Genomic DNA, 14,828 nt, shown 5'->3' with positions numbered 1-14,828 from the left:
AAGGAGGCAGTATGTAAACATGAAAACAAAGAAAAAAATTGGTGACTTTTTGTGGTATACAGGAGCAGTCTGTATTGCTCTGATAACTGTTTTCCCTTTTTTATGGATGATATCCACGTCATTTAAACCGGAGGGAGAAATTTACTCCAATTCCCTCTCCTTAGTTACAAAAAACTTTTCCTGGAATAATTATCAGAAAGTTTTTGATACCATACCGTTTTTCCGTTATTTTCTAAATTCATTGGTTTTGGCGGCAGCAGGAGTAATCACGAATGTATTTTTGGGAGCCCTGGCAGGGTATTCCTTTGCTAAATTAAAGTTCAGCGGAAGAAAATTAACCTTTTCCCTACTGTTATCTTCAATGATGATTCCGGGTATTGTAACAATGATACCGCAGTTTTTGATATTAAAGTATTTTCCATTGGTTGGCGGTAATAATTTATTCGGACAGGGAGGAGCCGGGTTTATCAATCATTATTCGGCTATCATTATTCCCGGCGCAGTAGGAGCTTTTGCAGTATTCTTTATGAAACAGTTTTTTGAGACCCTGCCGGATGACCTGGCTGAAGCGGCGAGAGTAGATGGATGTAATGAATTCCGCATATTCTGGCAGATTTATTTACCACTTATTAAACCGGCTGCCATGACTTTGGGAATTATGACCTTTCAAGCCGGATGGAATTCCTTTATGTGGCCAATGATTGTTCTTAACTCCAAAGAGATGATGACCATACAGGTTGGTTTATCTACGTTCCAGTATCAGTATAACACCAGCTATGGTCCTCTTATGGCCGGAACCGTCATTGCAACATTACCAACTATTTTGATTTTTGTTTTTGCACAAAAATATTATATCCAGGGCATTGCTTTTACCGGCAATAAATAAAAGCATTCGTGTCATTTACCCTGAATGGCACCAAAATTAAAGGAGGAAGATTTATGAGGAAAGCAGTAAAAAGTATGTACAAAAAGGTTGGGGTAGTCCTGCTTGCCGTTATTCTGACAGCTGGATCCCTTACAGGATGTTCCGGTTCCAAAAGTGCAGTAGATGACACAACTGCTAATGGGTCAGAAACAGGAAACAAAGGAAATGGAAAAGCTGAGGAAATTACCATGTGGGGTTCCTGGAGCGGCGACCAGGTAGGGCAATTAGAGAACCAGCTAAAGACTTATAATGAATCACAGAATAAGTATCACGTTACTTACGCAGTACAGGATGGGATGGAGCAGAAACTGCTTACTGCTATTGTAAGTAACCAGGCACCGGATGTTGTTTTGTGGGACCGCTTCAATACCAGTGTATATGCTCCAAAAGGCGCATTTACACAGCTTGATGATATGGTAACAAAAGATGGCGTAGATTTAACTAAATTTTATGAACCTGCTGTAGATGAACTTACCTATGACAATAAACTATATGGTATTCCATTAACAGTAGATACCAGAATATTATTTTACAATAAAAAAATGTTTCAAGAAGCAGGAGTTGACCCAGCCTCCATTATTGATTGGGAAAGTTTAAGACAGGCAGCGATTAAACTGACGAAGAGAGATGGGAATAAATTAGTCCAGGCCGGATTTTCTTTAAAAGATGTTGGTCTATTTAATAACTGGATTCAGCAGGCAGGAGGAAAGATGATTGACGATTCGGTTAATCCTGCAAAAACAGCTTTTAATTCACAGTCAGGTCTTGAGGTTCTAAAATATTGGAACCAATTGTTAAATGAAGATAAAGTTTATGATTTAGGATTTGAAGACGGCTTTGGCGGTGATGGATTTAAAGCAGGGAAAGTCGCCATTACCTTTAACGGACCATGGACCTTGCAGAGTTATAAGGAAGCGGGGATCGATTTTGGTGTAATCGGACAGCCGGCAGGACCAAGCGGTGGGAAATCAGCTATGATGGGTGGTTTTGGTCTGATCATACCTAATAAAGCAAAAAATCCGGAGGGTGCCTGGGATTTCATTAAATGGTGGACAACGCAGCCTGCTAACGGTGTAGAATTTGCGAAAATCAGTGGAAATCTTCCAGCTAATAAAGATGCAGCGGCAGATCCTTATTTTATGGAGGATGAAGTCCTTAAAGTATTTTCTGATACGATGCTATATGCCAGCATCCGGTCAAAAGTCCCGGGATATTCCGATGTGGAAGGCTTAGCATTAATCCCTCAGCTGCAAAAGTACGTGGCAGGGGAAACCAGCGCAGAGGAAGCATTAAAAAATGCACAGTCCCAAGGAGATGGAATCTTAGCAGACGCAGTAAATAAATAAATAAATTATCAAAGAGGGTGTTAATAATCCTGACTGGATTGCGCTACTTATTTGACTTAAGGCAGAATAAGAGACATTCCTGAATGATTATTACATCCTTTTTCGTAGTAATAGGCATTAATTGCATGGTATATCAATGTAATAAGAGAGTTTAGTAATTCCCTAAAAACTTTGAGATGGAAAGGAAAGGATTATGATTGATACGATAACAGAGAGTTGCGATAAAGTTCAGGAAAGCCTGGTTAACTATTTTTGGAGTGATGACGAGGGAACTTTTGTAAACCATTATCCGGTAACGGAACCTGAAAATTGGGTATATTGGTGGCATGCCCATTCCTTAGACTGCCTCTTAGATGGTTATAACCGTACAAAGGATAATAAATACCTGAAACAGATTGAAAAAGAATATAATGGTACCTTTATTAAAAACGGAAATACGTTTCTGCATAATTGGTATGATGATATGGAGTGGATGGCATTAGCCCAATTAAGACTTTATGATGCAACAGGAGTATTAACATATAAGGAACAGACCCTAGCTCTGTGGGAGGACATCAAGACTGCCTGGAATGATTTTATGGGCGGTGGCATGGCCTGGAAAAAAGACCAGCTGGACTATAAAAATACACCTGCCAATGCTCCGGCAGCCATACTGGCGTTCCGTCTTTATCAAAGATTCCGTCAGGAGGAGGATTTAAAATGGGGTGAAAAGATCCTTCGCTGGAATATGGAAAATCTAATGGATCCGGATACCGGATTCATATGGGATGGTATCAATCGTCTGGGAGATAAATCAATCGATTATGAATGGAAATTCACCTATAATCAGGGGGTGGTAATTGGTGCCCTGGTAGAACTTTATAAAATCAATCCATCTCAGGATTACCTTCAAAATGCAGCAAAAGTTGCTAAAATTACAAAAGCATTGTTAGCAGATGCGAATCAGGGAATTCTGCCTTATGAAGGGCTTGATGACTGTGGGTTATTTAAAGGAATACTGGTAAGGTATCTTTATGAATTATTTTTGATCTATCGGGAATTAGATGAAATAAAAGAGATGATACTAACAAATGCCCAATGTGTAATTGAAAACGGTATGAGTGAAAATGGGTTAATTGGTGGAGACTGGAAGAAAAAACCAACAGGTTGTGTTGATCTTGCCCAGCACTTAAGTGGAATTATGCTGCTCGAAACAGCAGCAAAACTCCTTGCGGATTGAGAGGAGACAGAGTGGGGATGAAAAGAAATGCTGACTGGAATAACAGAGTGAAAAAGAGTATTATCCTGACTTGCATCTTATTAATCCTAATGATTGGAACTATATGTTATGTCTTTATATCAGGCAATATTCACAAGAACGAAAAGAGAGAAGAGAAGATGAGTAATAATACGAATAAGGAATGGCAGAATACAAACCAACAAGAAACAAATGATTCCACTGGATTAGTCCAGAATAGTCCCACGTTAGATATGGCTGAAACTGCCCTTGATAAATATCTTGAGAGTTTTTATGTGAAAGAGGAAGCAGGTGGTTATATCGTAGGGGAAGACTTCTGGCAGCAGGCAGAAATCTTTGAAGTAATCCTTGATGCCTGTGAGCAGACAAAAGATAAAAAATATCTTACAGTGTTAGAGGATATGTATCAGGGTTTTGTTACGAACCATGGCGAAGACTGGTCTTATAATGAATTTAATGATGATATCATGTGGATGACGATTGCTTGTGCACGGGCTTACCTGATAACTGGCGATAAAAAATACCTGAATCAGGCGGAAAAACATTTCAATTTGGTATATGACCGGGCTTGGAGTGAAGATTTAGGCGGAGGCTTATTCTGGAAAACCGAAAATAAAACCAAGAATTCCTGTATCAATTGTCCTGCTGTCATAGCAGCCTGTCTGCTTCGTGAAGCAACTGGTGATAAGAAATATATGGATAAAGCCCTGCTGATTTATCAATGGGAAAAAGAGAACCTGTTTGGCACTACAGGTGCGGTTTTTGATGCATATGATCTTGAAAGCGGGATTAATACGTGGTGTTCTACCTATAATCAAGGCACGTTCATAGGAGCAGCTATGAAACTATATCAGTATTCTGGAGATGAGACTTATCTTGAAGATGCAAAGAAGGCTGCTGATTATACTGTAAATACCATGTTTTCAGATCAGGTCATGAATACGGAGGGAGATGGCAATGATCTCCCGGGTTTTAAGGGAATTCTGGCAAGGTGGATGGGTAAATTTGTCCGTGATTGCCATCAGTACCAATATACTGGCTGGCTTAATAAAAATGCAATGGCTGCCTGGAGTAATCAAAACAGTAACGGCATTATGTGGACTTTATTTTATACAAAAACCGAAGATACTTTTTATTCTGCCTGGGGGTGTTCGGCAGCGGTATCAATGCTGATAAATTGCCCAAAGGAGCTGAAGTAACGGAAGAATTCCATAAGGTCAGCATACCAGACGTCATACTTGGCCGACATAATTCTGCTTGATTGACTGCCGACATAATTCTACTTAATTGACTTGACTTTTTATTAAATTCTGTATAAAATGGCGCAAAGAAGGTACTCCAGCCTTTGAGCTGCCGTTTAAAACAGCCTCAGACCGGATGTTCAGGGGTCAACTGCGACTGCTCAATACCCAAAGTATCAACAGAATGGAGTGAGTGTGAAAGAAAATTATATAAGAAAGGTTGCCACACGGAGCATCTTTCACATATCTTATTTGTGGCAGTATCCCAGGCCAGCCGGGGATATGCAATGGGTGTACATTATGAATTTAATAAAAGAGTTTTTAAAGGGCATTTTAATCGGGATAGCCAATATTATTCCGGGAGTCAGCGGCGGAACCATGGCAGTTTCCATGGGGGTATATGATAAAATTATAATGGCTATTACAGGCTTTTTAAAACACTTTAAGAAGAGCGTGCTAATTCTTCTTCCTTATGTACTTGGAGCATTAGTTGGAATCGGAGCATTATCCTTTTTCGTAGAATATACGTTGAGTAATTACCCTATGCAGACCAGCGGTGCCTTTATCGGGTTGATTATTGGCGGCATACCAGTGATTGTGAAACGAATGAAAGGTGCTAAGCTTAATGTGCAAAATGGGGCAGCTTTCCTCCTATTTTTCTTACTAGTTACCGGTATGGCTTTTTTAAGCGGAAACGAAGGTGCTGCAACAGATATTGCGATTAATGCAGGTACCGTGCTTCAGTTGTTCTTTGTAGGTATGATAGCATCTGCTACCATGATAATTCCAGGCGTTAGCGGCTCTATGGTTATGATGATATTAGGCTTTTATGGTATTATAATAAACAGCATAAGTTATTTTATCAGTGCTCTCGTTAACTTTAATATGACAGTATTACTGCATGAAGTTGGGGTATTAATGCCCTTTGGCATAGGGGTTTTATTAGGAATCGGCTTGATTGCTAAACTAATTGAACTATTATTTACCAGGCTTCCGATTGTAACTTACTGTGCAATCCTTGGATTAATAATTGGGTCGCCAATCGCTATTCTAAAGAAGATTGGTCTTTCTTCTGTAACTTTACCTGCTGTTTTGGTAACGATTCTTACTTTTTGTATAGGATTTGCTATATCATTTCTTTTAAGTAAGGATGAAGGAGAATAAAAGAGGTTGGTTTGCCCAAGGGATTACTAAGACATCACTATAAGGAACCGGATAAGGATGAATGGCAAGGTTAGTTTAGTTGAGAATATTCCCAAATAAGAATATAATTTTAAAAGAGCAAAGGTATCAGGACAGTAAATCTTGATACCTTTGTTTTTATATATGGTGATCGGAACTCTGTAGCATAGAAAAACCGCCAATCACAAATTAGGAAGCGATTGGCGGTGTAACGTGAGTAGTTCATATAGTTTGAGGTTAAATTTAAATATTTTTAACGATGGGTTCTCTATAAAGACTCACTAAATTAAATGATACTCTTTCAGCAGTTTTCCAATATCGGTACCTGCAAGCTTTTTAAGAGCTTCTCCCAGAACTGCCTTGATATTCGGGTCAAGGTCTAATTCAGTAAGCTTTTTACCATCTCCTAATTTTGAAGTGGCATTTAAAAGATCACGGACATCATAGGTACTTCCCCAGACTTCGGGAACGCCTCTGTCAATATCTAAAAGAGTATAAACACTTTCCATTGCGGTACGTACAGAGTATTCAATGGTAAAGATGGTGTCGCGTTTTGTCTCTGCAAATTGACCCAGGAATGCAAAGTTTACACTGCCTTCTGGTATAACATCAGGACGGTCACCGGCTTGCCGGGGCATAAAGAATGCAGTGATATAAGGCATCATACAAGGAACTGTATTCGCACTGTTCTCTGCCATGTCCTCGATTTCATTTACCGGAACACCAAGGTGATACAGCCATTCCATACAGATTTCCTTACCGGTACATTCCCTCATAGGCTTTTTCACAAAATTACCGGGCTTGTCAGTAAATAATCCATAAATCCAGCCAACTAACTGATCCTTTGGCTGACTGCTAAAATGAGGCTGGCGGTTAAAGGTCCAGCTAAGGAGCCAGTTGGAATCCTTAACGGTTACAATACCGCCGGTAACTACTTTACCGCTGAAGGGATCGCGTTTGCAGATTTTTTGGATATAAGGAGGAATACGGTTGTCAAGGGTGGTTACGGTTGCAGACATCCAATTGCTTTGCTCTGCATCATAGCAGAATTTATCCGGATGTCCGAAGGCAGGGTCCTGAGCCGCAATTTTGCGCCACATATCCCAGCCGCCGCCCTGCTTGATTTCATAGTTGAAAGCCGCAGGAGTGTTTTGGCTGCCAATCGTTGAGTTTTCAACACAGCCGCCGTTCGTAATGAATACCAAATCATTTTCAGTCAGATCGATATGTTCTTTTGTATCGTTTTGGATCACTTCGATGCTGGTAGCGATTTTTTTATTATCTTTGGTTTCAAACAGGATATTCTCCACTTTAGTACCGTAATGGAACTGAACATCATGAGCCTCCAAATATTTTACTAAAGGAAGAATCATGGATTCATACTGATTGAGCTTTGTGAAACGGACTGCTGTAAAGTCAGGCATTCCTCCAATATGATGAATGAAACGTTTGATATATAATTTCATTTCCAGTGCACTATGCCAGTTTTCAAATGCAAACATGGTTCTCCAGTACAGCCAGAAATTTGAATTTAGTACTTCATCACTGAACACTTCCGATATTCGGCGGTTATACAAAGCTTCATCCGGAGTGAAGAATAATTTCATTATCTCCTGCATACCTTTGTCGGATATAGCAAATTTACCGTCTGTGTGTGCATCTTCACCACGGTTAACGGTTGCACGCATGAGGGAACTGTTAGGGTCGTGCTTATTGAGCCAGTAAAACTCATCTAATACACTTGCGCCTTCTGTTTCCAGGGAGGGAACGGAATGGAATAAGTCCCACAAACATTCATAGCGGTTATCTACCTCACGTCCCCCGCGAATTACATATCCTACATCATCATATTTATAGCCATCACAGGCACCGCCTGCAAGGGTATCCTTTTCTAAAATATGGATTCTTTTTCCGTCCATCTGTCCGTCACGGACAAGAAAGGCAGCAGCAGCCAGTGAGGCAAGACCGGATCCGATTAAATAGGCTGATTTGCCGTCAACTCCCTTGGGTTTTTCTGGTCTGGCCAGTGATTCATAATTTCCTTTTGAATAATACATAGTACCTACCTCCATGATTATTTTTTTGTTTGTCTTAACACTCACCAGTATAATATTTATAGGAATTAATACAATCATCAATAACATGGTTTTGTTAAGAATCACATCATGGGGAAGTTATTGTAGGTTTTTTAATCAATTCGGGGCTTTTGATTAGAACGGTTCGTATGATACTTATCTAAGGCTCTTGATATATCACCGCTTATCAACGCGCTGACTTGATCTATGATTATTTGAGGGTCCTCCCTCAGATCCTTTTTGATCCAATCCAAAAGCAGACCAACAAAGGCAAAGTTATAGAAGTTGGCAATAAACTTTTTCTCTGCCTCCGTAACGGAAAGACCTGCTGCCTTTTCCTCTACAACTCCCATTAATAGGTCAAACGTGATTGCATAAAAATAGTCTTCGATTTTTTCCCTGCTGATCGAATGATATACATTTAATACAAATGGTTTATTTTCAAGAACCATTTGAAATGTCTGCAAAAACCCTTGCTGCCAGGTTTCATAGGTTTTCTTTTCATTAATTGCTCTGGACGTTTCTTCGATACAGATCCATTCAATCAAATCATAGATATCTTTGAAATGATAATAAAAAGTCATCCGGTTAATCCCGCAGTCAGTCGCAATATCTGATATTGTAATTTTAGTTAGTGGTTTCTTTAATAAAAGATTTTTTAGCGAGGTTTCCAGAGCCCGCTTTGTAATTTGTGACATGGAACAGGCCTCCTTGGTATTAGGTATTATAATTCTTATTATATCATATTTTGTGTGAAGGTGGTAGGTTAGCTTTTATAGCCAGGGATAAACCAAGGAAGGTAGGAACTGTAAAGGGTGGGGCAGTATTTTGGCATACCAGGATAATAATTGGTCCAATAACAAAAACCATCTAACGATTAAGTCGGAAGATGGTTTTGTTATGCCCCGAAGGATAATACTTGGATGTACTAATAAAAGACAGCTTGTGCTACACCCGCTTTTTATATGCTCTCATAGCAAAGATATAAGCTATAATCATAATTCCGATACACCATGCGAGAGCGACCCATATAGCATTACCCACCGGCTGACCAAAGAGCAATGCGCGAATCGCTTCTACGATGGAGGTCACCGGCTGGTTTTCGGCAAAGGCGCGAATAACTGCGGGCATGGATTCCGTTGGAACAAAGGCTGAACTGATAAATGGTAAGAAAATAAGAGGGTAAGAAAATGCTCCAGCACCATCTACTGATTTTGCGGACAATCCAGCAATCGCTGCAATCCATGTGAGGGTCAGTGTAAACAGCACGAGTATACCCGCAACGGCAAGCCAGGACAATATTCCTGCCTGGGAGCGGAAACCCATAAGCAGTGCAACAAGAATAATTACAATAACAGAAATCCCATTAGATACCACTGAGGTAAGCACATGCCCCCAAAGTGCTGCCGAACGCGCAATTGGCATGGAGTGGAACCGATCGAAGATTCCGCTTTGCATATCCATAAACAGTCGGTAAGCTGTATAGGCTATACCGCTTGCGATTGCAATTAAGAGGATGCCGGGCAGCAAGTAATTCACATAGCTGCCTGTGCCGGTTTGTATTGCTCCTCCGAACACATAAACGAATAGCAGCATCATTGCTACCGGAGTGATGGTGACGGTGATAATGGTATCCATACTGCGGAAAATATGACGCATGGAACGTCCGAGCATAACGCATATATCGCTGAATAAATGATTGGTCAATTCCATCTACTTCTCCTCCTTTGTACCAATGATTGAGAGGAATATTTCCTCTAATGTCAGCTGTTTTTCCACATACTCCACCTTAGCAGGCGGGAACAGTTTTTTCAGCTCTAAAAGGGTGCCGTCTACGATTATTTTACCTTCATGAAGAATGGCAATTCTGTCTGCAAGCTGTTCCGCTTCTTCTAAGTACTGAGTAGTTAAAAATACGGTAGTGCCGCCCTTTGAAAGCTCCTTTACCGTCTTCCAGACCTCGATGCGGGCTTCGGGGTCAAGGCCGGTGGTTGGCTCGTCGAGAAATATGAGCTGTGGTTTTCCAATCAGACTCATGGAGATGTCGAGCCTGCGGCGCATACCGCCTGAATAGGTAGATGCCCTGCGATCTGCGGCTTCCGTCAAGCCAAAGCGTTTTAACAGATCCTCAGCTATTTGGCGGGGATTGGCAAGGTGCCGCAGTTTGGCAATCATGATGAGATTTTCCCGTCCGCTTAAAATTTCGTCCACGGCGGCGAACTGTCCGGTCAGGCTGATGGACTGACGCACATAGTCGGGTTTTGTAAGGGTGTCAAAGCTGTTAATGGTGGCAGTACCAGTGTCTTGCTTAAGCAGTGTGCTGAGGATTTTCACAATTGTTGTTTTACCCGCACCATTGGAGCCGAGGAGGGCGAAAATCTCACCGTGTTTTACTTCAAAATCTACGCCCTTTAGCACTTCTTTGTCCTTGAAAGACTTTCGCAGTCCTTTTACTTCTATTGCTTTTTCCATTCTGATACCCCCTTTTTACTTTGCTTTATCTGTTGCTTTTTTGATAGCCTTATTAACTGCCTGGCAGGCAGCTTCCTGGTAAAGGTCAGAGTAAGTTTTGGAATCTTTAATCAGATCATCGCAGAAAGCAGCTACGTCACTGCCCGTCACATCAAGCACATGCTTCCCCAAGGCTGCCCCCTCTTCAAAAAAATCAACAATCTCCGAAAGCGGGCCCGTTCCGTCGGTTAGCTGCACAGGGCCGACCTTAAAGAGATATTTTTGAATCTCTTTATAAGCAAATTGATAATCTTGCGGGAGCGCCTTGACTCGGGCCATGTGAGCCCGCCATTCTTTTTTGCCTTCAATAATATCTTGTATTTTCATGGTATCCTCCTATTTGCCTAATTTTTTAACAATAGTATTATTAAGTTGTTCACGCCACTTATCGCGATAAGACTTTGCCCCTTCTTCACCGACCAGCGCCAAACAGAAGCCTTTGATATCGTCACCTAAAACCTCTTCGATACTCTGGCCATCGGCTGCTGTTTCCTCCAGCAGACCAAGCACACCATCTAAAATCGGCATGAGATTACGACCGGTAAAATCTGAATACGACCAAAGAATCGTAGTAATTGTATCCCATGCTGCCTGATAATCAGCCGGCAGTTTTTTGATTCGTAATTCAAAAGTTTTCATCTCTTTTGTCATGTCACTGCCAGTTATTTTATCCCAAAAATTCATTATTTTCTCTCCTTTAGCTCATTGATTTTTGAAGATACGAATTCCCATTTCTCCCAGAACCTTTCAAGTTCCTTATGTCCAGATTCATTTAACACATAGAACTTACGAGGGGGTCCCATATCGGATGGTTTTTTTTCTATGTCTACGAGTTTATTTTTCTCTAGCCGTACCAAAATGGTGTAGACCGTTCCTTCCACAACATCTGTAAAGCCAAGGGCATTCAATCGCCGTGTGATTTCATAGCCGTAGGTTTCGCCGCGGCTTATAATTTCAAGGACACAGCCTTCAAGGGCGCCTTTGAGCATTTCTGTTAGATTTTCCAGTATAATCACTCCTTACTATTCTGTATGACTGATATTCAGTATTACTTAGTACTGCTATATAGTAACACTGAATAGTGATGCTGTCAAGTACTAATTCTTTTGAATTACCAAAGAACTGTTTGTGGGACTTATAGTGGGAAATTAGACAGTAAGAAAAACGTATGTAAAGCAGTCTGCTATGTATAAAGCAGCAAGCAAAGGGCTTTCTGCTCACTTTTTATGTAAGAAGTTAATAAAAATATTGTGTAAAAGCACATATAACTTAATATGTATAAAAATACATAAAATTATTCTTGTATTACCCAGGTTGAAATTGTACAATGTGTAATAGAAATGATAAAAACTTTTATGGTTACCATGAAGTAGAAGGTATAAACTGGGATTAGGGTATTTTATCTATTGTCGTGGCGGCCAAAAAGGGACGATCAAGTTGGCAGCTAAGATAATAAGTAAAATTATGAATAATTAGAAGGAGAATGAGTATGAGCAGAATAGAAACAAAATGTATTCATGAAGGCTGGAAGCCGGAGAAGGGTGCAGCCAGACAATTACCAGTTTATCAGAGTACAACCTTTAAATACGATTCCAGTGATGAGATGGGACGGCTGTTTGATTTAGAGGCAGAGGGCTATTTTTATACCAGACTGCAAAATCCAACCAATGATGCAGTAGCTGCAAAAATCTGTGCCTTGGAAGGCGGCGTGGGAGCAATGCTTACCTCCTCCGGACAGGCAGCGAATTTTTATGCAATTTTTAATATCTGTGAAGCAGGGGATCATTTTATTGCATCCTCCTCTATTTATGGCGGAACCTATAACCTCTTTGGCGTAACCATGAAAAAACTTGGAATTGAATGTACCTTTATCGATCAGAATTTACCAGAAGTAGAATTGGAGAAATATTTCAAACCAAATACAAAGGCAGTATTCGGGGAAACCATTACAAATCCAACTGTTTCGGTGTTTGACCTTGAAAAATTTGCACGCCTGGCTCATTCCCATGGAGTTCCGTTGATTGTTGATAATACCTTTGCAACGCCCATTAATTGCAGACCCTTTGAGTGGGGAGTGGATATTGTGACACATTCCACTACAAAGTACATGGATGGACATGCGGTAAGTGTGGGCGGCTGTATCGTGGACAGCGGAAATTTTGACTGGATGGCTCATAAAGACAAGTTTCCTGGACTTACTACGCCAGATGATTCTTATCATGGTATTACCTATGCCGAGCGATTTGGAAAAGGAGCTTATATTACCAAGGCAACGGCCCAATTAATGCGTGATTTTGGCTCAACCCAGTCACCGCAAAATGCTTTTTATATCAATCTTGGTCTAGAAACCCTACATCTTAGAATGGAAAGACATTGTGAAAATGCATTGGCAGTCGCTAAGTTTTTAGAGCAGCAGGATAAAATTGCCTGGGTAAATTATCCGGGACTTGAAAGCAATCCATACTTTGAACTGTCTCAGAAATATCTCAAAAAAGGTTCCTGCGGGGTATTGGCCTTTGGCATTAAAGGCGGCAGAGAACGTTCCATTCAGTTTATGGATCGCTTAAAGCTTGCTTCCATCGTAACCCATGTTGCCGATAGTAAAACCTGTTTACTGCATCCGGCAAGTCATACCCATAGGCAGTTAACCGATGAACAGTTAAAAGAAGCAGGAGTAGCCCCAGATTTAATCCGCCTTTCTGTTGGAATTGAAAATGTCGATGATATTATTGAAGATCTGGCTCAGGCGCTGAATCAGATTTAGTGAATACTAAAGGATTAATTATAAAATGACAACAAACATTGATATTAAAACAATTGAAGATTTATCACTGAATGCCTGGCCGTCCTTTCAAATGGAATTGTATGACGGATGGATTCTTCGCTTTTCTCATTTTTACACACATAGAACCAATAGTGTGGAGCAATTTGGAACCTCCTCTCTTACCTGGCGTGAAAAAATTCCTTATTGTGAGACTGCCTATAGACGCTGGGGTACACCGGCAATCTTTAAGATTAGTCCCCTGGTGTCAAAGGACTTCGACTATATGTTAGAAAACCGTGATTATGAGATACAGCATACCACCAATGTTATGGTTGTAAACTTAGAGGATGCTGTTTTAGACGCACCTACCGATGTGGTTACCGTCAGTCAAACGATACAAAGGGAATGGATTGACAGCCTCCTTACTTTAAATGGTACCACCAATACCATACACAAAACCATTGTACCAACTATGTATGACGCCATAGCCAAGGATACCATCTGCGTCTTTGTCCAGAGTCAGGGTGAAATTGTAGCTACCGGTCTTGGTATTCTTGACAGGGATTACGTCGGTGTATATGCCATCTATGTAAGGGAAGATTACCGAAAGAAAGGACTGGCCCGCTCCATGTGTACCTGTATTTTAAAGGAAGGTATCACAAGAGGCGCAAAGAAGGCATATCTGCAGGTAGTTGATGGTAATGACAGGGCCTATAGGCTTTATGAATCGTTAGGTTTTAAGTATTTATATCATTACTGGTTCCGTGTAAGTAAGGATATAAGTTAAATATGTGGTTATGAATCGTATGATTTGGAATCGTAAGTTTGGATTTGAAAAAATTACTTTGATTTAGAACAATTAGTTTGGATTTGAAAAAATTAGTTTGATTTGTAACAATTAGTTTGGATTTGAAAAAATTAGTTTGGATTTGTAACAATTAGTTTGGATTTGAAAAAATTAGTTTGATTTGGAACAATTGTTTAATTTGGAACAATTAGTTAGGAGTTATATTAGTTGGGTTTTACAAGAGCCGAACTTACAAATAATATAAAAATGTCTAATTATGAAAGTTATTGTCACGACGGGAAGGCAATAGCATATTATATTATTGGGAGTGACGTTCCCAAGGTAGTATGCAAAGAGTGCAATGTATGAAAAAACGAGGCAGAGCCTGCGGTGCTTGCAGCGTTCCACCGGTTTTGGCGTTCAAATTGCAATTGCCAAGACAATTGAGGGGTACAAAGAATGTTCGTGAAGTTTAGGAAGTATAGTAATAGCAGAAGGCCAGGAAGAACCGCATAAACACAGCTTTGCTGCTATTTCTGGTGAGGATTGTTAAAAGCAATGACAGATCAGCATGAATTTATGTAAAACTCCGCTTTTAAACAGAAACCATATAGGATGCCTCATTGTGGCGTTTTATATGACATATAGTAGTAGGATTTAGTAGGCAGTAAACGTAATCCATGGTTAACAATAAGAAATTAAACCCTTTCGCAGAGGAGCTGTGGAGGGGTTTAATTTTTTTATGTTAAGGTTTGTTATA

The 14,828-nt window shown here is 40.3% G+C and carries 14 protein-coding genes; 7 read left to right on the top strand and 7 right to left on the bottom strand.

Annotated elements, in window-relative coordinates; genetic code table 11:
• The first annotated feature begins 19 nt into the window (after positions 1 to 19).
• From QA584_RS26235 to QA584_RS26215, 5 genes are all read left to right on the top strand, one after another.
• Entirely contained in the window at positions 20 to 886 is an 867-nt protein-coding gene (locus QA584_RS26235) for a carbohydrate ABC transporter permease (protein WP_278272052.1), read from the top strand.
• A 53-nt stretch (positions 887 to 939) separates the two neighbouring features.
• Entirely contained in the window at positions 940 to 2,271 is a 1,332-nt protein-coding gene (locus QA584_RS26230; RefSeq protein WP_278272051.1) for an ABC transporter substrate-binding protein, read from the top strand.
• Positions 2,272 to 2,464: 193 nt separating this feature from the next.
• Positions 2,465 to 3,490 (top strand): glycoside hydrolase family 76 protein, encoded by a 1,026-nt coding sequence (locus tag QA584_RS26225; protein ID WP_278272050.1) that lies wholly within the window; start codon positions 2,465 to 2,467, stop codon positions 3,488 to 3,490.
• 17 nt (positions 3,491 to 3,507) lie between these two features.
• Positions 3,508 to 4,707: a glycoside hydrolase family 76 protein gene (locus tag QA584_RS26220; RefSeq protein WP_278272049.1), complete on the top strand. Its 1,200-nt coding sequence runs from the start codon at positions 3,508 to 3,510 to the stop codon at positions 4,705 to 4,707.
• Positions 4,708 to 5,049: 342 nt separating this feature from the next.
• The gene (locus QA584_RS26215) at positions 5,050 to 5,913 is read left to right on the top strand and encodes a DUF368 domain-containing protein (RefSeq protein WP_278272048.1); all 864 of its coding nucleotides are present in this window, start codon (positions 5,050 to 5,052) and stop codon (positions 5,911 to 5,913) included.
• Positions 5,914 to 6,212: 299 nt separating this feature from the next.
• Here the strand turns inward: QA584_RS26215 and QA584_RS26210 are convergent, their stop codons facing one another.
• The 7 genes from QA584_RS26210 to QA584_RS26180 form a co-directional block, all read right to left on the bottom strand.
• Positions 6,213 to 7,988 carry an oleate hydratase gene (locus tag QA584_RS26210; RefSeq protein ID WP_278272047.1) on the bottom strand — a complete coding sequence of 592 codons (1,776 nt, stop codon included), beginning with the start codon at positions 7,986 to 7,988 and terminating at the stop codon, positions 6,213 to 6,215.
• Positions 7,989 to 8,119: 131 nt separating this feature from the next.
• Entirely contained in the window at positions 8,120 to 8,704 is a 585-nt protein-coding gene (locus QA584_RS26205; RefSeq protein WP_278272046.1) for a TetR-like C-terminal domain-containing protein, read from the bottom strand.
• 250 nt (positions 8,705 to 8,954) lie between these two features.
• Positions 8,955 to 9,719, bottom strand: a complete 765-nt coding sequence (locus QA584_RS26200; protein ID WP_278272045.1) for an ABC transporter permease — start codon at positions 9,717 to 9,719, stop codon at positions 8,955 to 8,957.
• The gene (locus QA584_RS26195) at positions 9,720 to 10,478 is read right to left on the bottom strand and encodes an ABC transporter ATP-binding protein (protein ID WP_278272044.1); all 759 of its coding nucleotides are present in this window, start codon (positions 10,476 to 10,478) and stop codon (positions 9,720 to 9,722) included.
• Between the two features lie 15 nt (positions 10,479 to 10,493).
• The gene (locus tag QA584_RS26190; RefSeq protein ID WP_278272043.1) at positions 10,494 to 10,844 is read right to left on the bottom strand and encodes a DUF1048 domain-containing protein; all 351 of its coding nucleotides are present in this window, start codon (positions 10,842 to 10,844) and stop codon (positions 10,494 to 10,496) included.
• 9 nt (positions 10,845 to 10,853) lie between these two features.
• Positions 10,854 to 11,201, bottom strand: a complete 348-nt coding sequence (locus QA584_RS26185) for a DUF1048 domain-containing protein (RefSeq protein WP_278272042.1) — start codon at positions 11,199 to 11,201, stop codon at positions 10,854 to 10,856.
• On the bottom strand, positions 11,201 to 11,533 hold the full coding sequence (locus tag QA584_RS26180) for a PadR family transcriptional regulator (protein ID WP_331487763.1): 333 nt from the start codon (positions 11,531 to 11,533) through the stop codon (positions 11,201 to 11,203). The genes QA584_RS26185 and QA584_RS26180 overlap by 1 nt, the downstream gene beginning before the upstream one ends.
• Before the next feature lie 467 nt (positions 11,534 to 12,000).
• Here QA584_RS26180 and QA584_RS26175 point away from each other — a divergent pair, with 467 nt between their 5' ends.
• Together QA584_RS26175 and QA584_RS26170 are read left to right on the top strand one after the other, a co-directional pair.
• Positions 12,001 to 13,281 carry an O-acetylhomoserine aminocarboxypropyltransferase/cysteine synthase family protein gene (locus tag QA584_RS26175; protein WP_278272041.1) on the top strand — a complete coding sequence of 427 codons (1,281 nt, stop codon included), beginning with the start codon at positions 12,001 to 12,003 and terminating at the stop codon, positions 13,279 to 13,281.
• Positions 13,282 to 13,306: 25 nt separating this feature from the next.
• Entirely contained in the window at positions 13,307 to 14,068 is a 762-nt protein-coding gene (locus QA584_RS26170; protein ID WP_278272040.1) for a GNAT family N-acetyltransferase, read from the top strand.
• Positions 14,069 to 14,828 lie beyond the last annotated feature (760 nt).

The organism is Anaerocolumna sp. AGMB13025, assembly GCF_029689925.1.
Classification (GTDB): Bacteria; Bacillota; Clostridia; order Lachnospirales; family Lachnospiraceae; genus Anaerocolumna.
The sequence above is the reverse complement of the archived record's forward strand: the minus strand, read 5'-3'. Positions and strand labels throughout refer to the sequence as shown.

Coding starts and splice junctions, on each gene's coding strand:
- QA584_RS26235 (WP_278272052.1), top strand. CDS start 20: ATGAAAACAAAGAAAAAAATTGGTGACTTTTTGTGGTATACAGGAGCA.
- QA584_RS26230 (WP_278272051.1), top strand. CDS start 940: ATGAGGAAAGCAGTAAAAAGTATGTACAAAAAGGTTGGGGTAGTCCTG.
- QA584_RS26225 (WP_278272050.1), top strand. CDS start 2,465: ATGATTGATACGATAACAGAGAGTTGCGATAAAGTTCAGGAAAGCCTG.
- QA584_RS26220 (WP_278272049.1), top strand. CDS start 3,508: ATGAAAAGAAATGCTGACTGGAATAACAGAGTGAAAAAGAGTATTATC.
- QA584_RS26215 (WP_278272048.1), top strand. CDS start 5,050: ATGAATTTAATAAAAGAGTTTTTAAAGGGCATTTTAATCGGGATAGCC.
- QA584_RS26210 (WP_278272047.1), bottom strand. CDS start 7,988: ATGTATTATTCAAAAGGAAATTATGAATCACTGGCCAGACCAGAAAAA.
- QA584_RS26205 (WP_278272046.1), bottom strand. CDS start 8,704: ATGTCACAAATTACAAAGCGGGCTCTGGAAACCTCGCTAAAAAATCTT.
- QA584_RS26200 (WP_278272045.1), bottom strand. CDS start 9,719: ATGGAATTGACCAATCATTTATTCAGCGATATATGCGTTATGCTCGGA.
- QA584_RS26195 (WP_278272044.1), bottom strand. CDS start 10,478: ATGGAAAAAGCAATAGAAGTAAAAGGACTGCGAAAGTCTTTCAAGGAC.
- QA584_RS26190 (WP_278272043.1), bottom strand. CDS start 10,844: ATGAAAATACAAGATATTATTGAAGGCAAAAAAGAATGGCGGGCTCAC.
- QA584_RS26185 (WP_278272042.1), bottom strand. CDS start 11,201: ATGAATTTTTGGGATAAAATAACTGGCAGTGACATGACAAAAGAGATG.
- QA584_RS26175 (WP_278272041.1), top strand. CDS start 12,001: ATGAGTATGAGCAGAATAGAAACAAAATGTATTCATGAAGGCTGGAAG.
- QA584_RS26170 (WP_278272040.1), top strand. CDS start 13,307: ATGACAACAAACATTGATATTAAAACAATTGAAGATTTATCACTGAAT.